Below are 22,942 nucleotides of genomic sequence, written 5' to 3' on the forward strand. Positions count from 1 at the left end.
ATAATCATTTTTTTGGTCATAAAATTCAAAGTTAGTGAAACTCAGATCGCTCTGCGGTAATAATTAGGTAAATGCTTGATTTGTTCTGGGCGATCGCCATTGCTTTTGAATCTATAGACATAACTTGGCTGAAGCACCCCAGGAATTAAAAGGAATTTCCTTTCCCTGTAGATAGTATCATAACTTACGCAAAACGTAATGGCAATTGATATTTTTTTTATTGGCTCCCATATGTCTCCTAACCCGCTTAGGGAGTATGTTTCAATAACTTTTGCTTTGACAAAAAACTGATATTTTTTTGGAAAATTAGCCCTTTTACCAAGAAGGTTCATAAAGAAGGGGAAAGGGGAAAGGGCAAAGGGGAAAGGGTAAAGAATTTGGAGGGGGATTGTGACCTCCCCCCAAATAAAACCACTTAGAAAGAGGGACTTTAAACCCGTATTGGGGGTCATATAATAAAAAATTTTATGCGTATCTAAAATAATTTCTTCCTTTCCCCTTTCTTCCTTTCCCCTTTTCCCCTCCCTTCGGTAAAAGAGCTGCATGGTAAGGGTTAAAGCAAGAAAAAAAACTTTTCTGCACATGATATAAAGAAGAATCCGCATTAAATATGGATTCTCAAAAAAGAAAATTTTACTCTTTCCGTAGTCCGACAAAAATCGCTGACTCCATGCTTTTATTACCATCCGGATTAAAAATGGGGTTGCTTTTCCCTTCTTTCTCATAGTAAAAAATGAATTGGTAGATCAAATCGGCTATTCTAAGCAATAATACTGAGAAAGCATACAGGGCAGCGATGACTCACCATATTCTTAAAGCCACTAGGGAAACAGTGCATCTGGGTGGTTTCTCCCACGAGGTAGAACCAGCACTTACCGTTGATTCTGGCGATACAGTTGACGTAGAAACTTATACTGGTTACTACATTTACGACAAAGCACCATTGGAGTTTCTGACGCCAGAATTTCTTGAAATTTGTCGAAATCTTCCCTCCGAACGCAAAGTTGGTGGGGGACCCCATTTGCTCACCGGACCAATTTATATGCGGGGTGCGGAAGTGGGGGATGTTTTGGAGGTAAAATTAAAGGCAATTAAACCGAGTTTACCTGTTGGTTTTAATGCGATTCGTACAGGTTGGGGAGTTTTACCACACCAGTTTACTCAACCTGCTCTGAGATTCATTTCTCTCGATTTAGAAAATAATATCGCTGAATTTCCGACAGGTAGTAACATTAAAATTCCCCTCAAACCCTTTTTTGGTATTCTTGGTGTGGCTACTCCCGAAACATCCCGAAATTCAATTCCTCCTGGTTGTTATGGCGGTAATATTGATAACCGCGAATTGCAAACAGATTCTAGAGTATTTTTGCCAATTTTTGTGACTGGGGGATTATTTTCTATTGGTGATGGACATTCCGCACAAGGAGACGGTGAAGTTAATGTTACTGCGATTGAAACTTCGATGAACGGTACAATAGAATTGAAACTTCGCAAAGATTTGCAACTCACAACACCCATCGCCGAAACTCCTACCGATATCATTACAATGGGGTTTGGTCAAACTTTAGATGAAGCTTTAGAATTTGCGGTAAAAAACATGATTAATTTTCTGGAACGCTTCGCAAATTTGTCGCCAGAAGATGCTTATGTATTGTGTAGTATATCTGTGAATTTTCGCATTACTCAAGTTGTGAACAGTCCCCAAAAAGGCGTTCACGGAATGCTACCCAAATCAATATTTACAAAGCCAATTAGTTTATAATTAACAATTTACTAACGTAATTAATAATTGGGGATGAGAGTAAAGTGCAATGAATGTAAATGCCCTAATCATGAGTGTAGACGGTTTTCAAAAAAAGTTTTCCTAGTCCCTAGTCCCTAGTCCCTAGTCCCCTTCATTAACGATTTTTATGTCTAACACAATCATTCAAATGCTGCTGATTGGTTTAGTCGCTGGCGTTGCTGGCGGTATGTTTGGTATCGGTGGCGGTGCAATTATGGTACCTACAATGGTCTTACTAATTGGTATGGATCAAAAGTTTGCCACTGGCACTTCAGTTGCTGCTCAAATATTGCCAATCGGGATTCTAGCAGGAATTGTTTATTATCGCAACGGTAACGTCAATATCAAATATGCTGTATTTATTGCAATTGGTCTAATAGTTGGTAATTTATTTGGAGCGCTGTTTGCCAATCAGCCGTTTATTAGCAGTGAAATGATGAAGAAGCTATACGGTATCTTTTTATTAGTGATTGGTTGTAGATATTTGTTTTTTCGGTAGCAAGTGGTAATAATACCAATTTTTTTTGTAGGTAAGGTTATTTACTTTACCTACATTTTTTAAGTTGCGAGCTAGGCGATCGCTTATTTTTCAGTATGTCATGTAATTTGCAAAACTTAGTATCGCTGTATAATCAAAATTTAGTATAATCGAAATCATTATTATGACAATTTTTAAGTACGTTGCCAACCACAGCAAACAAGTAAAATCAGGCAAATAGATGATTGTATATTTGGCGTTGCTGCTACCAATAAAAAATCTTTTTGAATATGGATCGTCGTAACTTTCTCAAGTATGCCACTTTATCAGGGGCTGGCTTTACCTTTGCTGGCTGTACCGGGAGAAAATCCAATCAACAGGGTGAAGTGTCTACTACAGCCTCGCCTTTAGCGGCAAATGAACCTCTCAAGGTAGGATTTATATATGTTGGACCTGTGAACGATTTTGGTTGGACTTATGCCCATGATTTAGGTCGTAGAGAATTGCAGACAAATTTACAGGATAAGGTGAAAACTACCTTTGTGGAAAATGTCAGCGAAGGTGCTGATGCTGAAAGGGTAATTCGTCAACTAGCTTTAGACGGAAACAAGTTGATTTTTACAACTTCTTTTGGCTTCATGAACCCGACAATAAAAGTCGCAAAAGACTTTCCCAAAGTATTCTTTGAACATTGTACTGGATACAAACGCGCTGTTAATGTCGGTACTTATTTAGGACGTTTTGAAGAACCACGATATTTAACTGGAATGATTGCCGGCAAGATGACAAAATCTAATATCATCGGTTTTATCGGTGCATATCCAATTCCCGAAGTAATTCGCGGAATTGCTGCTTTCACTCAAGGAATACGGTCAACAAATCCCAAGGCACAAGTTAAAGTAATTTGGGTACAAAGTTGGTTTGATCCAGCAAAAGAACGAGAAGCAGCGCAAGCTTTGGTAACTTTAGGTGCGGATATTTTATCACAGCATACTGACTCGGCTGCGGCAATTCAACTAGCAGAAGAAAAGGGGATTTATGCTTTTGGTTACAACACCGATATGAGTAAGTTTGGAACTAAATCGCATTTAACATCAGCAATTAATCAGTGGGGTAAGTTTTATACTGATAAAGCTTTGTCTGTGATTAATGAAACTTGGAAATCTCAAGATATTTGGCATGGTATTAGTCAAGGTATGGTGGATATTTCGCCGATGAATCAGGTGATTCCATATGATATTCAGCAATTAGTGAATGCAAAGCGGGATGAATTTATTAAAGGTACTGCACATCCTTTTGATGGTCCGGTGAAAGACCAACAAGGTGTGGTGCGAGTTCCACAGGGTAAGGTGTTGGATGATAAGGCACAATTGGCTATGAATTGGTATGTTGAAGGTGTTGAGGGGACGCTTGCGAAGGAGAAGTCTTAAATTACGATAATATTTTTGTTGTAACGCACCTTACACATACTTAGATTTTTTCAATAATCAAATCGGATTCCTATATAGTTTTAAAAAGCACCCTAAAATCCTTGTAATTGTCATGAATCGCATTCTTACAGCTTCAGAATATTTGATGTGGTTGTCATACAATAACAGCCCGGAAAATGTTACCTTGTCGGCAACCATTAAAGGGACATTTACTATTGATTTATTAATTGAAGCTTTGGCTTGGCTACAACTTCGGCATTCTCGGTTAAGACTAAAAATAGTCCCTAACAATCAAAATCAGCCACAATTTACCTTAGAAAATGTTCCACCTATTCCACTGCGAGTAATTGAGCGGCAGGGAGAAGAACATTGGTGTCGGGAAATGGAAAAAGAATTGTATCACCCTTTGAATTGGAGCGAAGAACCCCTGCTGCGCGTATTGTTGCTGCACTCACCTGATATTTCTAACCTAATAATTACTTTTCATCATTGCATTGGTGATGGTTTATCAGGAGCTTATGTTATCCGAGATATCTTGCAATTTATTGGTGAACCAGACAGCCCTCGTGAGCTTTTACCAGATTTGCCTCCTGTTGATGAAATTATCCCTGATGTTACAAAAAATTGGGTTGAGGAAGATTTAGAGAATTCGATAGAAGCGGAATCTATATTAACCGCAACTTATCGAAATAATCAGGACAGAAATACTTCCGAAATATTTCCAATTCGTCTGTTTAATTGGACTTTATCTTCGGCAAAAACTACCAAGCTTGTAGCTCGCTGTCGCGTCGAAAACACCTCTGTTCACGGTGCTTTATGTGCTGCATTTCTTTTGGCGATCGCTGCTGAAGTCAAATCTTCTAACGATATTATTCTTAAGTGTCATTCACCAATAAATATCCGCAACTATTTGAAAATCCCTGTCAACGAAAACCTGGGTGAATACATTACTCGACCAGTCACCGATCATCGATTAAGCCAGAATACCGATTTTTGGGATTTAGCACGTGAAGTTAAATATAAGCTCAATCAAGTAGTAGCAGACGGAAAATTATTTGACGATGTACTAAAAGCAAGAGCCTTATTATCTAGTATCTCTAACAAAGGTGGGGAAACTTCAGATGCCAGAAAAATAGGAAGAATAGATATTGCAATTACTAATTTAGGGAATTTAAATATTAAACAGCAGTTTGGAAATTTACAGTTACAGGAACTTTATTTGATGGCTACGGGACCAAAATCTCTACCACTTTTTATAGGTGTAGCAACACTCAAGGATAAGATGTGTTTTATTTGTCGTTACCAAGAGTCTCTTGTGCCTGCTGCAAATGCCTACAACATAAAAAACACAGCTATGGAACAATTAGAGGCTGCATGATAGCCTGAGAAAGTAATTTCCATCAAAAATTTCTGCTGAAGAACCAGGAATATTTTGCTTTGTGATTATTGTATCAGGACTTACGCACAAACCACGTATTTCCGTCCCAATCGACGCTTCGGTTGCACCTATCTAAGTACGGTTTTGCATTAATTCATGACGAAAATTTATCACAAAAACTCTGCGCCACTTTGCGCTTACCTCCGCGCTACGAGTGCGTTAAAACTGGAACGGGCAACCATTAGATACTTTCAGATTTGGATCGATGAGACGCCAGCGGTTTTGTCCAAATCTGTCGAGTACCTCCACTGCTGTACTCTTGTCACAACGCAAGCTGCCTGCTTCAGCAGGTGAACCTATGCAAGCTAAACTTCAAGAACAACTTACAAGTGAAGTCCTCACTACTTTTTTACCGAAAAAATGGGTTTAAATAGGTCGAAGAGTGTCAAAGGCGCCAAATCTTGATAATATTGTCAGCACTACCGCCACTTGCAATAGTTCGTCCATCTGGACTGATGGCGATCGCATAAACATAGCCTGAATCTTTTTTCAATGTGCGAATTTCTCCCCCAGTTGCTGTATCCCACAATTTGATTGTGTTGTCATTACTACCACTTGCCAAAATTACACTATCTGATTTGCGGATATAAGCAACAGAAGTAACCTTATCATCATGTCCAGTTAGGGTGTGGATTACTTTTCCGGTGTCTACATTCCACAATTTGATTGTCTTGTCTTTACTACCGCTAGCAAGTTGCTGTCCATTAGGACTAAAGGCAATGGACGTAACCAAATCCAAATGTCCCGTTAAAGTGCGGATTTCTTTACCATTTGCGATCTGCCACAGTTTGATTATTTTGTCTGAACTACCGCTAGCAACAGTTAAACCATCGGGACTAAAAGCAATGGAAGCAACGCGCTTAGAATGTCCCGTCAAAGTGCGGATTTCCTTGTTTGTTTCTAGATTCCACAGTTTAATCGTCTTATCCAAACTGCCACTAGCTAGCAGCTTACCATCTGGGCTGAAAGCTACAGAAGCAACGCTGTCAGAATGTCCTTTCAGAGTACGGATTTCCTTTCCTGTATTTAAATTCCACAATTTGATAGTTTTGTCAACACTACCACTGGCGATAGTTTGTCCATCTGGGCTGATAGCGATCGCATAAATCCATGACGTGTGTCCTTTAAAGGTGCGGATTTCCTGTTTAGTTGTGAGATTCCATAATTTGATCGTGCGATCGTCACTTCCAGTCACAAGCATCTGTCCATCTGGACTGAAGGTGACAGAATTAACATCGCTGGAATGTCCTTTTAGGGTATCTGGTTGATTGGAATTTTCCGAAGTTGTGTTTACAGGCTGAGTGGGAGAAGACTTAGTAATTGCAAGCGGACGAAATTGTGAATACCAAACTCCTGCTGTTGCCAACACTACAATAGCCGCACTTGTAATCAGTTGATATCTGTGGCGATCGCTTAATTGCGGCAATCGTCCTTTAGTATAAATTAAAGTTGAAAGCGCTGCTGAGGATGGTGAGACAGATATTAAGTCACTGAGGACTTCATCCGCTGATTGATAACGCTTTTGGATATCTGTTTTCAACAGCTTGTCCAAAACCTTACCCAATTTTAGGCGTGAGGTTATTACGCTGTTACCAGAATTACTTAAATATTTTCGCCAAGACGTAACCCAACTAAAACCCTGTTCCATCCAAAGTTGAGATGGACGAATTCCCGTCAGCAAGTGAAAGCAAGTCGCACCCAAACCGAATAAATCACTAGCGGGATAAGCTTTTCCATCTTGCATTTGTTCAATTGGGGTGTAGCCATGCGAACCGATAGCTGTTCCCGTTTTCATCATGACTGTTGTCGAGAGCTGCTTTGAAGCACCAAAATCAATTAGGACTAATTGTCCGTCATTTTGACGGCGGATAATATTTTGTGGCTTGATATCTCGATGAATTACGCCGCGATCGTGAATAAACTTAAGAACGGGCAATAAATCTAACAAAACTTCTTTTATTTTGCTTTCGCTAAATGTTCCCTGTTGTTGCAATTCTTTAAGTAAATTTTGCCCATCAATAAACTGCTGCACTAAATATAAATAATTATCTTGTTCAAAATAAGCCAAAAGCGTGGGAATTTGGTTATGTTCTCCCAATTCTTGCAGCCGCTTGGCTTCTTCTTTAAATAGCTCAACTGCTTTACGCAATACCGAAGCATCCTGAACTTTCGGTGCTAATTGTTTGACAACGCACTGTTCACTCAGCTTATCTACATCTTCCGCTAGATAGGTTCTGCCAAATCCACCTTCATCAGATAGTAATTTGATAACTCGATAATGACCCCTTAACAGGGTAATTAATGGAGTCTCGCAATATTGGCAATATTTGCTACCATCTGGATTTAGAGGATCTTGACATTCGGGATTCAGGCAGCAGAGCATACTGGGAATCCATTTGTACTATGGGTATATATTAATTTATGACGTATAATTTGACTATCTGCTATCAGGGGGACAAAAAATTAGCATTTATATGACATTATCATGAAGCGATCGCTCTTACATAATTGCATCAAATAAACGACTTTTATAATGGGAGTTGCCTTTCATCACCTTTATAACTCAGTATGAATTTGTATATATAATAATATTGGCGTTGCTTCCTTTATGAGATGATTTTGCAATCTAGGTCGATAAATTTAACGTATTGTAGAGACGTTCCGCCGGAACGTCTCTACTCACGGTTATGCAACGACATAATATTGCAGATGAATATAAATATTCTCATTGATTTAAAATTTAAATTTTGTATGATAACGAAATAAATTTATCTGGCTCTAAAAAATCAGCATAAAGTAGATAAAAGTAACACGTCAATAATAAAATATTGTCGATTACAACCTATCTTCAAACTCAATGTTTTCATCAACAATGAGGAATGTAATTATGGCAGTAAAAAGTAAAAAAAACTATCGAGACAAATTAGACTTTATCTTGATTTGTTTGATGAGCAGTAGTTTTTTGATAGGGAGTTATGCCCTGCCCATAAGCGCTTTAGCAAGCCTTCAACTAGGTAAAAATTTCATCATAGCTAAACCACCAGATGAAAGACAACCAGAAGCAGTACAACAAGGAATCGAGCAAATTCCTGCTACTCAACCGTCTGTATCTCCAAAACCTAACCCATCTATTGAGTCACCCATACCCCCTGCTACGCCTAATACAACCAACCCAACGCCAACACCAGCACCTACATCTAAACCCGTTAATACGCAGCCAACAACGCCACCAGCACCTACATCTACACCTAAACCTGTAAATACCGAACCAACGCCACCACCACGTACATCTACACCTAAACCTGTTAATACGCAGCCAACAACGCCACCAGCACCTACATCTACACCTAAACCTGTAAATACCGAACCAACAACACCACCACGTACATCTACACCTAAACCTGTTAATACGCAGCCAACAACACCACCACGTACATCTACACCTAAACCTGTAAATACGCAGCCAACAACACCACCACGTACATCTACACCTAAACCCGTTAATACGCAGCCAACAACGCCAGCACGTACATCAACACCTAGACCATCGACATATTCTAACCCGACACCGGAGCCTTCACAACCTCGTGTTCCATCAAGACCGGGTAGTCGCAAGCCAACTACTAATCAAAGTATAGAAAGTTCGCCTGTTTCCCCATCTAGACCGCTTAATTACAAGCAAATTAACTTTGTAGATATTGCCTTTGGTGTTTTGGCTCCGGGTGACTTTAAGTCTCAAGGTAGATATTTCCATTTCTACCAGTTTCAAGGCAGAGCAAACCAACTGATCCAAATTAGACTAGGTGGTAGTGTCGATCAACGCCGCTCAAATAACCTAAGTTTAGATCCGTTCATGTTTTTGCTTGACCCCAACAACAACGTTCTATTAAAAAGAGGCAGTGGGGGAGCAAGCGGTGAAGTTAAAGATGCTTTCGTATTTGTCCGACTGCCTGCAAACGGTACTTACACGATCGCAGTCACTAGCCAAAATCCGAGCGCTAAAGGTCGGTATAGTCTCGCACTCAGAAATGACCGAGCCAGCTACAGTCTAGACTCGGAAAGTGAATTGACACCTCAAAGCCTAAGAAGACAAGACGGCAGCCTTTATGATATTTCCAAGTTTCAAGGCAAAAAAGACCAACTTGTTAGTATTCGTGTAGATAGTGTGTATGAAGAATTTTCTCCTTATATAGTGTTGCTAGATTCTCAAGGCAAAATAGTCGCCGCTGATAATAGCAAAGATGGCAAGTACAGTGCTTTAATTGACCGAGCTAGGTTGCCTAAAGATGAAACTTACTACGTAGTGGTGATTTCTGGTAATTCACTCCAACGTGGTAAATACCGATTGACTGTTTTCTAATTTTAATGAGACATCCGCCAAATCTTGATAGTCTTGTCCTTACTACCACTGGCGATCTGCTGTCCATCAGGACTGAAAACCACAGACCAAACTCTGTTGACATGTCCTTTGAGGGTGCTCATTTCCTCTCCTGTAGATATATTCCATAGTTTGATAGTGTTGTCCCAACTCGCACTAGCTAAAGTTTTGCTATCGGGGCTAAAGGCAACAGACCAAACTTTATCGGCATGACCTGCCAGGGTGTGGATTTCTTCTCCGGTAGTTAGATTCCACACTTTAATTGTGTCGTCCCAACTGCCACTAGCAAGGGTTTGTCCATCTGGACTGAAAGCGACAGAATTAACAGCGGCATCATGTCCTTTTAATGAGCGGATTTCTTTCCCTGTTGTCAAATTCCACAGTTTGATGGTGCTGTCAAAATTGTTACCACTGGCAAGAGTTTTGCCGTCAGGACTGATAGCCACAGATGTAACTACATCACAATTAGCTTTCAGGGTGCGAATAACCACCCCAGTAGAGACATTCCACAGTTTGATAGTCTGGTCCCAACTACCACTAACTAAACTTTGACCATCTGGACTGAAAGCGATCGCCTGAACTGAAACTGAATGTCCTCTAAGAGTGCGGATTTCTTCTCCTGTAGCCAAATCCCAGAGTTTGACAGTCTTGTCACTACTGCCACTGGCAAGAGTTTTGCCATCGGGACTGAAAGCGACGGAATTAACCCAGTCAGAATGCCCTTTTAGAGTACGAAGTTCCTGTCCTGTCGCCAGATTCCACAGTTTGATAGTCTTGTCAGTACTAACACTAGCAAGTATTTTACCATCAGGGCTAATAGCAACAGCCCAAACTGAATCGGCATGTCCAGTCAGCGTGAAGTTGGGCGAAAACGTTTTCTCAAGTGTCTTTACAGGCTGATTAGAACTAGATGCAGCTAAGGGAAACTCCCAATAGAAAATTCCACCAAATCCCAAGAGGGCGATCGCAGCACCAGTGAAAATTTTAATTTTGAAGTAAGTCATGATTTACAGACCTTACAGATTCCGCAGTAAAACAACCCCAATGCTGCATTCTTCAGACAAAAGTCAGCTTTGAGGTGTTATGGAAGTACCTTTATCTACTCATTCAAGCGATCGAATTCCAAATTTTCTGTCACATTTTGTTATCTTTTTTCCTAATTGCGAAAAATTAGAAATGGGGCATGGGGCATAGGGCATGGGGCATGGGGCATGGGGCATGGGGCATGGGGCATGGGGCATGGGGCATGGGGCATAGGGCATGGGGCATAGGGCATGGGGCATGGTATGAGTGAAATACGCGATCGCTTCTTTTTATTCCCATTGCCCCATTCTTAATTAGCCACTCGCCAAATCTTGATAGTATTGTCCTCACTACCACTGAGGAGGGTCTTGCCATCGGGACTGAGGGCAAGGGACGTCACAGTTTGGGAATGCCCCTTCATGGTGCGGATTAGCTTTCCGGTATCAAGATTCCACAATTTGATCGTTTGGTCGCGACTGCCACTAGCAAGAGTTTTGCCATCGGCACTAAAGACAAGGGATGTGACTGTTTTGGAATGCCCAGAAAGTGTATGAAGTTGCTTTCCGGTATCGAGATTCCACAATTTGATCGTTTGGTCGCGACTGCCACTAGCAAGCATCTTACCATCAGGGCTGATGGCGACGGATGTCACGGTTTGGGAATGCCCCTTCATGGTGCGAATTTCCTCACCGGTTGCCAGATGCCAAAGTTTAATAGTGTTGTCAAAACTACCACTGGCAAGAATTTTACCATTTGGGCTGATGGCGACAGACCGAACCCAGAATGAATGTCCTTTGAGTGTGCGAATTTTTCTGCCGGTATCGAGATTCCACACTTTGATCGTATTATCATCACTACCATCAACAAGAGTCTTGCCGTCAGCGGTAATGGCTAGGGCATGAACTGAGTCAGAATGTCCTTTGAGAGTGCGAATTTTTCTGCCGGTATCGAGATTCCACACTTTGATAGTATTGTCATCACTACCACTAACTAGTTTTTGTCCGTCTGGGGTGATAGCGAGGACATTAACCCTGTTAGAATGTCCAATCAGTGTATAAATTATCTCTTTGGTTGCCAAGTTCCATACTTTGATAGCGCGATCGCTATTACTGGCAATAGTGTTACCATCTGGGCTGATGGCGACAGACAAAACCGAGTTATGAAAACCATTGAATGTTTCGGAATTAGAAAAGTTCCCGAAGCTAATTGGTGAAGGATCTCTTAAAATCGCTTCTCGACTATCACGATTAACGTTTGGTTGATTCAAACTAGAGGATAAGCTGGTTTCTAAGCGGTGTGATTGCTTATACCAAACATCTCCTAATCCCAACAACAAAATCACACCACCTGTCAAAAATAAATTTCTGAATACTACATATTGTTTTGGTAAAGATGGTCCTTGAGTTGGTGGTGGTTTTACAGCCGAGTATTGATTTGCTGCTGGTAGTTGCAGTAACTCTTTTTGAGTTAAATCTCTGAGAACTTCATCGGTTGATTGGTAGCGCTGCTGGATCTCTTTTTTTAACAGCTTGTCGAGAATCCAATCCAATTCATTACTAATCGGACTTTTTAAATATTGCCGCCAATCTGTAACCCAGCCATACCCATATTCCATCCACAAATGAAAAGGAGAAACTCCCGTTAGCAGATGAAAGCAAGTAGTACCTAAACCAAACAAATCACTAGATGAATAAGCTTTCCCATCCCTAATTTGTTCAATTGGGGAATAGCCATGTGAACCAATTGAAGTACCAATTTTATTTTGTACTCTTGCCGTTAACTGTTTTGAAGAGCCAAAATCTATCAAATTTAATCGCCCATCACTTTGAGAGCGGATAATATTTTCGGGTTTGATATCTCGGTGAATGACTCCGCGATTGTGGATAAACTTCAAGGTTGGTAATAAGTCTAACAAAATTTGTTTAATTTCTGGCTCGTTATAACCTTTCCGTAACTGCAACTCTTTTAATAAATTGTGTCCATCGATAAACTGCTGCACTAAATATAGACAGCCTTCTTGCTCAAAATAAGCTAATAAAGTCGGAATTTGCGGATGTTTTCCGAGTTCTTGCAGTCGTTTTGCTTCTGCTTGAAACAACTCCATTGCTTTTTTTTGTGCCCAGCTGCCTTGGAATTTTGGTGCTAATTGCTTGATGACGCAGTGTTCGTTAAGTTTATCGATATCTTCTGATAGATAGGTTCTGCCGAATCCACCCTCATCTGAAAGTACTCGAATTACACGGAAACGATTTCGCAACAGTGGCACGAGAGGAGTGCTGCATGTTTGACAAAACTTCTTTCCTTCAAGATTTAGGGGATTTGGGCAATCGGGATTTATGCAGCAGATCATGATCTGATGGGTGCGACTGCGTGACAAATGATGCTAAGTTTGCCCCTAATTTTCCCTTAATAAAATTGGCTCTCGTGTACTTTTGGTAGACAACCCAGGTTTTGGGGAGTGGGGAATTACTTGTTAGTATACGTTTGCAATTAATAGTCAGTTTTCCTAAACTCCGGAAAACCAAGAGAGCCGTATGATTTATTATTCTCCCGATTATACAATAATCTGAACAAAAAAATTTTTTCTGATTATTAATTTTTCTCAATTAGTTTATACATTGGCAATTCACAACTTTTTTAGTGTTAATTGAAACTTGTTTATAAGTTTCCGTCACTGACACTGAATTGAGTGAAAATGTTTGTTTGTTAGTAGATAAATAGCGTAATCGTGTAAGTTTTGCCACTTCTGCAACTAGCTGATCAGCATCAAAAGGCTTAAGAATAAGTTCCTGAAACCCAGCTTCCAAAGCTTTAGTACGCGCTTGCGGATATGCATAACCCGTCAAAGCAAGCGCAGGAAGAAACCCTCCTTCTAAAACTTCTTTAAGTCTGATAGAACGAATCAGCGAATAACCATCTTTGCCTTGCATACAGATATCGCTGATTAAAACATCTGGCTTTGATTCTTTTATCGCTTCAATAGCTTCATCCACCGATTTACACGTCTTTACCTGTGCTTGATAATCTTCAAAAATAACTTGAACCAGATACAGGCAATCGATATTGTCATCCACCACAAGTATTCGCAAGTTACCAAGAGATGAAAAGTCAACTTGTGGCGTTTTTAGGGAGCAAAGGTTGTTTGACACATTAATTACCGCCTTTTTTGGTGAAAGCGATTAGGAAGTGGAAATAGGCAGATAGCGTTAACTATCTGCCTAGAGACATATTTATGAGAGAGAAGTTAAGTTTTTCTAACCAGACTTATTTTCGTGTAAATATAGCCTGAAAACTTTTAATTTAATCTTTATGTAATCTTTATGTAATAAAGTTTTACTAATATTCTATTGAGCGAACATTACAGATAGCGATCGCATCGATAAATATATTACAAATCGGTTTTAATTTTTAATCTTTCTTATTAATTAGATATTTGAGGTAAGTAACCCTTAAATTTAGGATCATTTTTAGCATTAAGTTTTGCTTTCCATTCGCGAATAGCGCTTGCGGTGCGTGCTACAGGTGGTAAGTATTCAGAAGATTCTGCATTTCCACTACTTTTACCTTTCTTGGGTTGGGTAGTTAAACAATTCGTCAAAGTCGGTAAATAGCTTTCCAAACCTAAGGAATATATGACATCATTAGTTGTCTGAAAACGCTCTGATAATGACACCTTCACCATTTTTCCTAAAACTTGAGCAAAATGGTCACTGACATCTACATGTTTTTGCCAACAAATATCACCGGTATTCGAGTCATGCTCAAATTCCAAAGGTGCTTTCCCAGTTAAGAAATAAAGACAAGTCATTCCGAGTGCGTAAATGTCACTAGCATAAACTGGACGTAGGCAAAACTGTTCTGGTGGGGCAAATCCCATAGTCCCGACAAAATTTGTTGAGGCATTTTTATGTTCTTCGCTGTCACAAGTTTCAACTAATTTCTCTTTAACTGCACCAAAATCAATTAAAACCACCCGTCCATCATCTTCACAGCGTAGCAAGTTCTGGGGCTTAATATCGCGATGAATTACATGATGTTTATGAACGTATTGCAATACTGGCAGTAATTCATGCAAAAATTGTTTAACTGCGGCTTCGCTTTTGAGACCGGTTCGTTTAATTTCCCGTGCCAAAGTAGAACCGTGCACGTATTCTTGAACTAAATAAAATTCTCCGTTTGCTTGAAAGTAATCTAAAAGCATGGGAATCTGAGAATGACTACCAAGCTGACCTAAGATTTTTGCTTCTTTTTCAAAGCGATCGCACGCTCGTTGCCATATTTTCGGACTACTCACCTTGGGAAAAAGCTGTTTAATCACACACAAAGGATTTCCCGGTAACATCATGTTTTTGGCGAGAAACGTGATGCCAAAACCACCTCTGCCCAATATTTTCAATATTGCATAGCGATCGCGAAATAACTGCCCTTGACCACACAGTTGACCAAGCTGAGTCTGCTTTAAAATATCCGCTTGTTTATTTAATGTTTTCGGAGGAAAGCTATTCATCAGGCTATAAAAGGGATTTTATTGAAAAGCTGCTAAGTGTCTTTAATTTAACGATAAAGATTTTTTTACGCCAGTAGTATTATCGTTTCTTTGCAAAATCCTCACCTTGGGAATTGGGCAATGGGCAATGGGCAATGGGCAATGGGAAATGGGCAATGGGAATAAAAAGAAGCGATCGCGTATTTCACTCATACCATGCCCCATGCCCCATGCCCCATGCCCCAGTCCCCAGTCCCTAAGGTACTTCAATCGGAATCAAAGCATTTTCCGGCAAATAGTTGCTAAAACGCCCTTCATCTGAAAGCACCAAAATCAAGCGCAGGGGATAATCTGGTGGAACTTGCAAATCTGCCCACGGTACCGCCACTTCTAAACAAGTATCTAAAGCTACTTGAGCGCGACTGAAACGGGGAAGCCATTGATAATTTTCTCCAGCTTCACGAAACTGAGTTGATTGCGTCAGCAAATTAATTGCTAAATGATGGTGAAAATGATAATTAGCTGGTGCTGCATCCGGCACATCTGCCAAGGGAATCGGGCTGTTGTGCATTGTTTTATCAGGGTAATACCAAAGCAAATTCAACTCTGGTGGCAAATCTTGCCCTGGTGTGACACCACTTTTTAAATCCACCCGTAAATAGAAATTCAGGTGATCTGCTCCATACCAAAGTCGCTGGATGAGGCTGCTGTTATGCATTGTCCCCCGCGCACCGCCGATTTCTATGCGTCCGGCTTTGTCCCAGTCTTGTTCATCACCTTTGCCGTCAATTACTGGATGAATAAAGCTTTGTGGGCGATGATCTGTCTTTGCCGTATGGTTTTCTACTTCTTTTTTTAAATACGAGGGTATGGGTTCATTTAACGCTTTGTAAATGCCATACAAGTGGTCGCGAAACAACTGGTCAAATATGGCATCTTGATTTGAGGAATGTCCCTCACCAAACCACCAAAACCAGTCGGAACCTTCGGCAGCGTATAAAGCTTCCCAGGCTTCGGGATTGTTTTCTTCAGTCGCTTCTGGATGATTGGCGAGGGTAAGTCTAGCATGTGTGAGGTAATCCCAAGCGCGATTTTTTGCGGGATCGCCGATCCAGGTGGTGAAGCTGCCATCTACCCAAGAACCGCTATGTAGTTGTTCTCCGGGGATAGTTGCTGTGGGGGGAAACTGTTCGATAAATTCGGAGACAGTAACGAGTTTAAGGTGTGGTTCGTTACTTAAAGTTTGATATAAGGCTTCTAAAAAGGGTTTGCCATCTTGGGGATAAAATTCCCAGCAATTTTCGCCGTCTAGGGCAATGGTAACTAACCAAGGTTGTTCGCTTTGGCTGTCTTTTTGCATTTTAGCGATCGCCTGTAAATGTCCCACTAGATCGGCAGCCGCTTGTTTTGGCGTCATTGCCCCGTAGGTAAAGCCGATCAAGTCTGATAATCTGTGATCGCGAAAAACGATCGCCAAGTCACCGGCGGCAGTTTCTAAACGATACGGTCGGTAAAGTAACTCTGGTTCCAACACGTTCCCCGCCCCATCACGGTGAAAGAAGTGTCTTTTTGTCCACCCTAAAACGGCTTCATCTGAGCAAATCCACTTAAAGCCTTGTTTAATAATATCCGGAAGTATCGCCGGACTGACTGACTGTTCTGAGGGCCACAATCCCCGTGGATATTGTCCAAAGCGGTCTTGATATAAATCCCACGATTTACGTAAGTGGCGAGGAATGTCTTCTGCCCATTGAAAGCGGCTTTGGGGCAATGTCATATTTGGCACTGCAACCCGTCCGGCGTTCGTATCGGCAAGTAGGGGCAAAATCGGGTGAGTGTAAGGGGTGGTGGTTACTTCCAATTGCCCCGCGTCTTGCATTTTGCGGTGTTGTGGGATGATTTGGCTAAGGATTTGGCGCTGTTTAGAGTAAATGCGTTGGCGATCGCTTAAACTAAAATCCTTACCCTGCTTTAACCAAGTCGCAATTTCCGGATCGTCCCAAAACAGCGGATCGATCCACGCTAAGTTGTGCCAAGCCAGCAAATCGCCGTAATCTTGCAGTTGCCAATTTGCTAAACACCAATCTGCCGAAAGTTCCTGCTTTTGGTGATACAACTGAGCATAGCGAGGATGCGGATCAATCAAAGTGTGGTGATTGGCATCAAAAAAATGTTCGATGATAAATTCCCGTTGTTGAGTCGTCAGTTGTTCAACGGGTGTCAGACTAGCTTCTAAATAAGGGTCAAAAGCTGTCCCAGCAATGTAATCTTCTAATTGCAATATCAGCGAAGGTACTAAATTCACCGTTTGGTGTAATTTAGGATACTTTTCTAAAAGTAGCACCAGATCGAGATAATCCTTGGTGCCATGCAAACGCACCCAAGGTAGACGGTAATGCTGACTACTTTTCACAGAAACGCCGCTGTCAGGAGATTTGTACAGCGGCTGATGTTGATGCCAGATAAAGGCGACGTAAAGGGGTTGAGACATAAGAATAGATTAAGTATTGGCTATTGGGCATGGGGCATTGGGCATTGGGCATGGGGCATTGGGCATGGGGCATTGGGCATGGGGCATTGGTAATTACTCTTTTTCCAGTCCCCAGTCCCCAGTCCCCAGTCCCCAGTCCCCAGTCTCCAGTCCCCAGTCCCCAGTCCCTAGATTACTTGCTCCACTTCGGCAATTTCTGGAATCATTTCGCGCAGACGGCGCTCAATACCCATTCTCAATGTCATTGTGGAGCTTGGGCAAGAACCACAAGCACCTTGCAGTCGTAGTTTGACAATAGGACCATCGAGTTCTACGAGTTCCACGTTGCCGCCATCAGAAATCAGATATGGGCGTAATTCATCCAAGACTGTTTCTACGTTATCAGGTGTCAGTTCCATTGTCGGTTGCATGAGTTTATACCTCGTAAATGAATGATGGAATTGGGGAATAGGTAACGGGTAATCGGTAAGGGGAATTGGTAATCGGTAACGGGCATTGGTAATAATTCTTTTTCCATTCCCCAGTCCCCAGTCCCCAGTCCCCAGGATTTTATTTTCTCGCTTTATTAAATTGATCGTAGATCCAATTGCAGCTGAATTACTTTTTGTTGTTTGTCGGTTATCCTGTGTTACAGACTATTGACAAATAACTAAATCTGTGATTTATAAGACAGCATAATGTTGGAATAACTGAACTCTATCCGTTAAAACCTAAGATATGAGCGGTAAACCGCTCACTACGAGCTAAGAGTACATTTTATTTATCTGGGGTGTCAATTTCACTTGATAAAACCATAACTGGCTGTTGATACAAAGGTACTGTGAATGTGACCGTTGAACCAAGTCCTTCGCCTAAGCTGTAAAAGTTGACTTCACCACCCATTGCTTCTACTAGCTTCTGAGATATTGCCAATCCTAAACCTGTGCCACCATATTGGCGAGTTCGGGAACCATCTACTTGGGAGAATAATTGAAATAATTTATCTTGTTTATCTAAAGAAACGCCAATACCGGTGTCTGCTACACGCACTCTCACCATACCAGGAAATTGCTGGTCTTGAAATACTACTTTTTTGCGAACTACGTCAGCGCTGAGAGTTATACCACCTTCATGAGTGAATTTTATCGCGTTGCCAACCAAATTGATGATTACTTGCTTGAGGCGTAGATAGTCACCGTAGACAAGAATTTCATCGGAGGTATCGGGGGTTTGCATCTCGAAGCTGAGGTTTTTCTGTTCAGCTTGCATGTGCATGGAATTTCCCACATCACTCAATAACTCGTCCAGATTTACTGAACGAAGTTCGTAATCTGTTTTGCCGGCTTCGATTTTAGCAAAGTCTAAGAGGTCTTGGATGATATCGAGTAGGTGTAAAGATAATTTATGCGCTTCTAGCAAAAATTGGTTTTGTTCTTCAACATCATCTGCCATACCGTCCAAAATCAGCCGTTGAAAGCCGATCAACCCATTTAAGGGGGTGCGAATTTCGTGAGATACATTGGTGAGAAATTCGGTTTTCAGACGGGAGGCTTCTTCAGCTTTTTGACGGGCGGCTTCTAATTCTTTATATAATGTGGCGTGAGCGATCGCTGTTCCTAATTGATCTGCTACTTCTTTTGCCAAGTCTAATTCTACTTGTGTCAGTTTATAGCACTCGTCCCGCAAACTGATGGTTATTAAAGCATTCGGTTGGTCTTGATGGCAAGTCGCAACTACTAAAATTTTCTCTTGCCCAAACAGCATATGCTTAGGCTTATTTTCCACAATTGGTTCTAGGGTTGCTAAAGCTTGAACAAATGCAGGTTCAGTTGCTAAATCTATTTCTAAGCCTAGCATTGAGTCAATATTTGGCTTGTGATACTCTGCTATTATTGATACCTTAGCGCTTTCTTTTTCATACGGACAGATAATACAGCGTTCTAACCCTAGTGCTTTTCCTAAACTGTCAACTGTTTGTTGCCAAATAATATCTAAATCTAATGTCCGCCGGATGTTTCTGGTAATTTGACTTACCAACTTCTGGTATTGATGTGAACTTAAAGCTAACTCTAACTCTGTTGGTTGTGGTGCTGGCAGATGTACTGCTTTTTTGTTGCTTTTTGTTTGTAGCAATCGTCCCATTACTAAAACTGTAGTCGCGGCTGTGCCTAAGGTCGGCATAATTGGGCTGATTACCAACTCCAACTCAAATAATTCTTGACGATAGCTAAACCAGCACTGACACCTTTCCGGTGCCACATTTTTCACAATTCGCTCTAAACGTTGCAAATAGGCAACCTTTTCCACCGGAGCAAAAATTTCATCCCGATTTAGATCGCCTATTATTTGCTCAGAATTTATCCCCAAGCGATCGCCTGCACTCCAATAAAATGTCAGGTAATCTCCTGTGGTGTCTTGAGTGTACACCAACTCCGATCCCAGAGTTGGTACTGTGTTATCAACTTTACTGGTAATAGATTTCAGATTCTTCGACAATAGATTCGGAAGTTGGGAGTTGGCAGTAATACTCATGACTTGAGTTAGATAAACAAACGAGACTCCGCAAGAGTTTAGCAAAAGCTGCTTAAAGTTTGGCATAAATTATTACATATGCGGCAGACTCGCAATGTTTTTTTCGCCAATTTGTTATCCTCGACAAAAAAATTTACATTTTTCATCCTCTCTTTATAAATTAAACCTCGTCTACCTTGAGAACTGTAGTTTTTTGTCAAGACTTAGATAGGTACTTCCAAGCGATCGCAATTGCACATCTGAATAATCAAAAACTCCTTTCTACATGGGTCAGGTTTCCCAAAGGATAAGTCAATCATTCCATTCCCCTCGTGGTGGAACAGGTGTACGGAAAGGAGTACGCGTCAGTTCATCATCTCTGTTAACTTCACCGCGCAACCACTGACGAATTGCCACCTCAATCACTTTACTAGGATCGTTGGTCAAATGCTGAATTTGCTCTACTAACTCAGAATCAAGGTGGATAGCGATTTCTACCTTATCGGCTTGTGTATTTTCCGCATCAGTAGGTTTCTCTTTCATATTCATAGCTTTATATACTCTACATTCATCATGTCAAAGGCTTTGTGAAGAAGACTGATACACAAGTAGTTGATTTGACAAATCTTCCTTTCTTGGAGTTTCATTTTTAACCCATACCGCCAAAGTAGCAGTTTCAAAAATGAATTCACAATTTTCAGAGAACCCTGACAAAACAATAGCTCTAGAAAATTTCTCAGTCAATCAGCAATTTACGGGCAATCACCATAATAGCGATCGCCCAGAAATGTGTGTATTTTTTTGCAGTTCTTCATGTTTATTGTACGACTCTAGTTGTTCAATACCAGATGCTATAGATATAGACCTTCATATTTCAGGGCATTGGGCATTGGGCAATGGGCATTGGGCAATGGGCATTGGGCAATGGTAATAGAAAGAAATTATCTCCCTCCATCTCCCCCATCTCCCCCACTCCCAAGAGCGTAAGCGGGATAGATTGCATTACAATACGAAGGAAATAGCTTTCTCAACTCGGTTGCCGCTTAATTAAAGAAGTATATGACTGACGTTCCCGCAGCTCGCATTCGCAATTTTTGTATTATTGCTCATATCGACCACGGGAAATCTACCCTTGCTGACCGTTTACTGCAAACCACTGGAACAGTGGAACAGCGGCAAATGAAGGAACAGTTTCTCGACAACATGGATCTAGAACGGGAGCGCGGCATTACAATTAAGCTGCAAGCTGCCCGGATGAATTATAAAGCAAAAGACGGTCAAGAATATGTCCTAAATTTAATTGATACTCCTGGACATGTAGATTTTTCGTATGAAGTATCGCGCAGTTTGGTTGCTTGTGAAGGCGCACTTTTGGTAGTTGACGCTTCCCAAGGTGTAGAAGCGCAAACTTTGGCGAATGTATATTTAGCACTAGAGCATAATCTAGAAATTATCCCGGTTTTGAATAAAATAGACTTGCCTGGGGCAGAACCAGAAAGGGTTATTAGCGAAATTGAGGAAATTATCGGTTTAGATTGCAGTAATGCGATTCTTGCCTCTGCAAAAGAGGGAATTGGCATCTCGGAAATTTTAGAGTCAATTGTAGAGCGTGTACCACCGCCCCAGGATACGATAGATCAACCTTTAAGGGCGTTGATTTTTGATAGTTACTACGACAGCTACCGGGGAGTGATTGTCTATTTTCGGGTGATGGATGGCAAACTGAAAAAGGGCGATCGCATTTATTTGATGGTGTCGGGTAAAGAATACGACATTGATGAGTTAGGTGTACTTTCTCCCACTCAAAAGCAAGTTGACGAACTCCACGCTGGGGAAGTAGGTTATTTAGCCGCATCGATTAGAGCTGTCGCTGATGCACGGGTAGGTGATACAATAACCCTCAATGCGAAAAAAGCTGCGTCACCTTTGCCCGGTTACGCCGAAGCTAAACCGATGGTTTTTTGTGGGATGTTCCCCATTGATGCTGATCAATTTGAAGACTTGCGAGAAGCTTTAGAAAAGCTGAGTTTAAATGATGCGGCACTGCACTACGAACCAGAAACCTCTAGCGCGATGGGATTTGGTTTCCGTTGCGGGTTCTTAGGGTTGCTGCACATGGAAATTGTCCAGGAACGTCTGGAACGGGAATATAATCTTGATTTAATTATTACAGCGCCATCAGTAGTTTACCAGGTGACAACCAACAAAGGTGAAGTACTGTACATCGATAACCCCAGCCGTTTACCTGCGCCCAATGACCGAGAAAAGATAGAAGAGCCTTACGTTCAGGTAGAAATGATTACACCGGAAACGTATGTAGGTACTTTAATGGAGTTGTCGCAAAATCGGCGCGGTATCTTCAAAGATATGAAGTATCTTACCAAAGGGCGAACTACACTGACTTACGAGCTACCTTTGGCAGAAGTTGTCACCGACTTCTTTGACCAGATGAAATCGCGATCGCGTGGTTACGCAAGTATGGAATATCACATTATCGGTTATCGCGAAAATCCCTTGGTGAAGCTGGATATCATGATTAACGGCGATCCGGTGGATTCTTTAGCGATGATTGTCCACCGAGATAAAGCTTACAATGTCGGGCGAGGGATGGCTGAGAAACTTAAAGAATTGATTCCGCGACACCAATTCAAAGTGCCAATTCAAGCATCTATCGGTAGTAAGGTTATCGCTAGCGAACATATTCCCGCTTTGCGGAAAGATGTGTTAGCTAAATGTTACGGTGGTGACATCAGCCGAAAGAAGAAACTCTTGCAGAAGCAAGCAAAGGGTAAAAAGCGGATGAAATCTTTGGGTACAGTGGATGTTCCCCAGGAAGCTTTTATGGCAGTGCTGCGCTTGGATCAAAATTAATCCTCGTTCCCATGCTCTGCATGGGAATGCTATAATTTTTCAGCCTCTGTGCGGACGATATCGATTGAGAGTCC

General features: G+C 41.3%; 20 protein-coding genes. 8 read left to right on the plus strand and 12 right to left on the minus strand.

Annotated features, from left to right (window positions below):
* Positions 1-41: 41 nt before the first annotated feature.
* Positions 42-725, minus strand: coding sequence for a hypothetical protein (locus TOL9009_RS0109155; RefSeq protein ID WP_029632535.1), 684 nt, complete (start codon positions 723-725; stop codon positions 42-44).
* A 71-nt stretch (positions 726-796) separates the two neighbouring features.
* On the opposite strand from TOL9009_RS0109155, the gene TOL9009_RS0109160 reads away from it, so the two are divergent.
* From TOL9009_RS0109160 to TOL9009_RS47070, 5 genes are all read left to right on the plus strand, one after another.
* Positions 797-1,762: an acetamidase/formamidase family protein gene (locus TOL9009_RS0109160; RefSeq protein WP_029632536.1), complete on the plus strand. Its 966-nt coding sequence runs from the start codon at positions 797-799 to the stop codon at positions 1,760-1,762.
* A 148-nt stretch (positions 1,763-1,910) separates the two neighbouring features.
* A complete protein-coding gene (locus TOL9009_RS0109165) occupies positions 1,911-2,282 on the plus strand; it encodes a sulfite exporter TauE/SafE family protein (protein ID WP_029632537.1) in 372 nt (123 codons plus the stop codon).
* Positions 2,283-2,551: 269 nt separating this feature from the next.
* Positions 2,552-3,691 carry a BMP family ABC transporter substrate-binding protein gene (locus tag TOL9009_RS0109170; protein WP_029632538.1) on the plus strand — a complete coding sequence of 380 codons (1,140 nt, stop codon included), beginning with the start codon at positions 2,552-2,554 and terminating at the stop codon, positions 3,689-3,691.
* A gap of 112 nt (positions 3,692-3,803) precedes the next feature.
* On the plus strand, positions 3,804-5,069 hold the full coding sequence (locus tag TOL9009_RS0109175; RefSeq protein ID WP_029632539.1) for a phthiocerol/phthiodiolone dimycocerosyl transferase family protein: 1,266 nt from the start codon (positions 3,804-3,806) through the stop codon (positions 5,067-5,069).
* A gap of 265 nt (positions 5,070-5,334) precedes the next feature.
* The gene (locus tag TOL9009_RS47070) at positions 5,335-5,499 is read left to right on the plus strand and encodes a hypothetical protein (protein ID WP_186227514.1); all 165 of its coding nucleotides are present in this window, start codon (positions 5,335-5,337) and stop codon (positions 5,497-5,499) included.
* A 15-nt stretch (positions 5,500-5,514) separates the two neighbouring features.
* Here TOL9009_RS47070 and TOL9009_RS0109185 read toward each other — a convergent pair whose 3' ends face one another.
* On the minus strand, positions 5,515-7,512 hold the full coding sequence (locus tag TOL9009_RS0109185; RefSeq protein WP_029632540.1) for a serine/threonine-protein kinase: 1,998 nt from the start codon (positions 7,510-7,512) through the stop codon (positions 5,515-5,517).
* Positions 7,513-8,016: 504 nt separating this feature from the next.
* On the opposite strand from TOL9009_RS0109185, the gene TOL9009_RS0109190 reads away from it, so the two are divergent.
* Positions 8,017-9,489 (plus strand): PPC domain-containing protein, encoded by a 1,473-nt coding sequence (locus TOL9009_RS0109190; protein ID WP_029632541.1) that lies wholly within the window; start codon positions 8,017-8,019, stop codon positions 9,487-9,489.
* Positions 9,490-9,491: 2 nt separating this feature from the next.
* Here TOL9009_RS0109190 and TOL9009_RS0109195 read toward each other — a convergent pair whose 3' ends face one another.
* The 10 genes from TOL9009_RS0109195 to TOL9009_RS0109240 form a co-directional block, all read right to left on the minus strand.
* Positions 9,492-10,511 (minus strand): WD40 repeat domain-containing protein, encoded by a 1,020-nt coding sequence (locus tag TOL9009_RS0109195; protein ID WP_029632542.1) that lies wholly within the window; start codon positions 10,509-10,511, stop codon positions 9,492-9,494.
* Positions 10,512-10,677: 166 nt separating this feature from the next.
* A complete protein-coding gene (locus TOL9009_RS49170) occupies positions 10,678-10,830 on the minus strand; it encodes a hypothetical protein (RefSeq protein ID WP_260675871.1) in 153 nt (50 codons plus the stop codon).
* A 10-nt stretch (positions 10,831-10,840) separates the two neighbouring features.
* Positions 10,841-12,880, minus strand: a complete 2,040-nt coding sequence (locus TOL9009_RS0109205) for a serine/threonine-protein kinase (protein ID WP_029632543.1) — start codon at positions 12,878-12,880, stop codon at positions 10,841-10,843.
* Positions 12,881-13,136: 256 nt separating this feature from the next.
* Entirely contained in the window at positions 13,137-13,679 is a 543-nt protein-coding gene (locus tag TOL9009_RS38670; protein ID WP_072022119.1) for a response regulator, read from the minus strand.
* 272 nt (positions 13,680-13,951) lie between these two features.
* Positions 13,952-15,037 (minus strand): serine/threonine-protein kinase, encoded by a 1,086-nt coding sequence (locus TOL9009_RS0109215; protein ID WP_029632544.1) that lies wholly within the window; start codon positions 15,035-15,037, stop codon positions 13,952-13,954.
* A 235-nt stretch (positions 15,038-15,272) separates the two neighbouring features.
* The gene (locus tag TOL9009_RS0109220) at positions 15,273-17,507 is read right to left on the minus strand and encodes a glycoside hydrolase (RefSeq protein WP_029632545.1); all 2,235 of its coding nucleotides are present in this window, start codon (positions 17,505-17,507) and stop codon (positions 15,273-15,275) included.
* Entirely contained in the window at positions 17,443-17,580 is a 138-nt protein-coding gene (locus TOL9009_RS47080) for a hypothetical protein (RefSeq protein WP_186227516.1), read from the minus strand. The genes TOL9009_RS0109220 and TOL9009_RS47080 overlap by 65 nt, the downstream gene beginning before the upstream one ends.
* Before the next feature lie 94 nt (positions 17,581-17,674).
* On the minus strand, positions 17,675-17,905 hold the full coding sequence (locus tag TOL9009_RS0109230; protein WP_029632546.1) for a NifU family protein: 231 nt from the start codon (positions 17,903-17,905) through the stop codon (positions 17,675-17,677).
* A 358-nt stretch (positions 17,906-18,263) separates the two neighbouring features.
* Positions 18,264-20,018 carry an ATP-binding protein gene (locus tag TOL9009_RS0109235; protein ID WP_029632547.1) on the minus strand — a complete coding sequence of 585 codons (1,755 nt, stop codon included), beginning with the start codon at positions 20,016-20,018 and terminating at the stop codon, positions 18,264-18,266.
* A 291-nt stretch (positions 20,019-20,309) separates the two neighbouring features.
* Positions 20,310-20,546 (minus strand): hypothetical protein, encoded by a 237-nt coding sequence (locus TOL9009_RS0109240; protein WP_029632548.1) that lies wholly within the window; start codon positions 20,544-20,546, stop codon positions 20,310-20,312.
* Positions 20,547-20,679: 133 nt separating this feature from the next.
* Here TOL9009_RS0109240 and TOL9009_RS45385 point away from each other — a divergent pair, with 133 nt between their 5' ends.
* Together TOL9009_RS45385 and lepA are read left to right on the plus strand one after the other, a co-directional pair.
* Positions 20,680-20,928, plus strand: a complete 249-nt coding sequence (locus TOL9009_RS45385; RefSeq protein ID WP_144238190.1) for a hypothetical protein — start codon at positions 20,680-20,682, stop codon at positions 20,926-20,928.
* Positions 20,929-21,056: 128 nt separating this feature from the next.
* The gene (gene lepA / locus TOL9009_RS0109245) at positions 21,057-22,868 is read left to right on the plus strand and encodes a translation elongation factor 4 (RefSeq protein ID WP_029632549.1); all 1,812 of its coding nucleotides are present in this window, start codon (positions 21,057-21,059) and stop codon (positions 22,866-22,868) included.
* The last annotated feature ends 74 nt before the right edge of the window (positions 22,869-22,942 follow it).

The organism is [Scytonema hofmanni] UTEX 2349, assembly GCF_000582685.1.
Taxonomy (GTDB): domain Bacteria; phylum Cyanobacteriota; class Cyanobacteriia; order Cyanobacteriales; family Nostocaceae; genus Hassallia; species Hassallia hofmanni.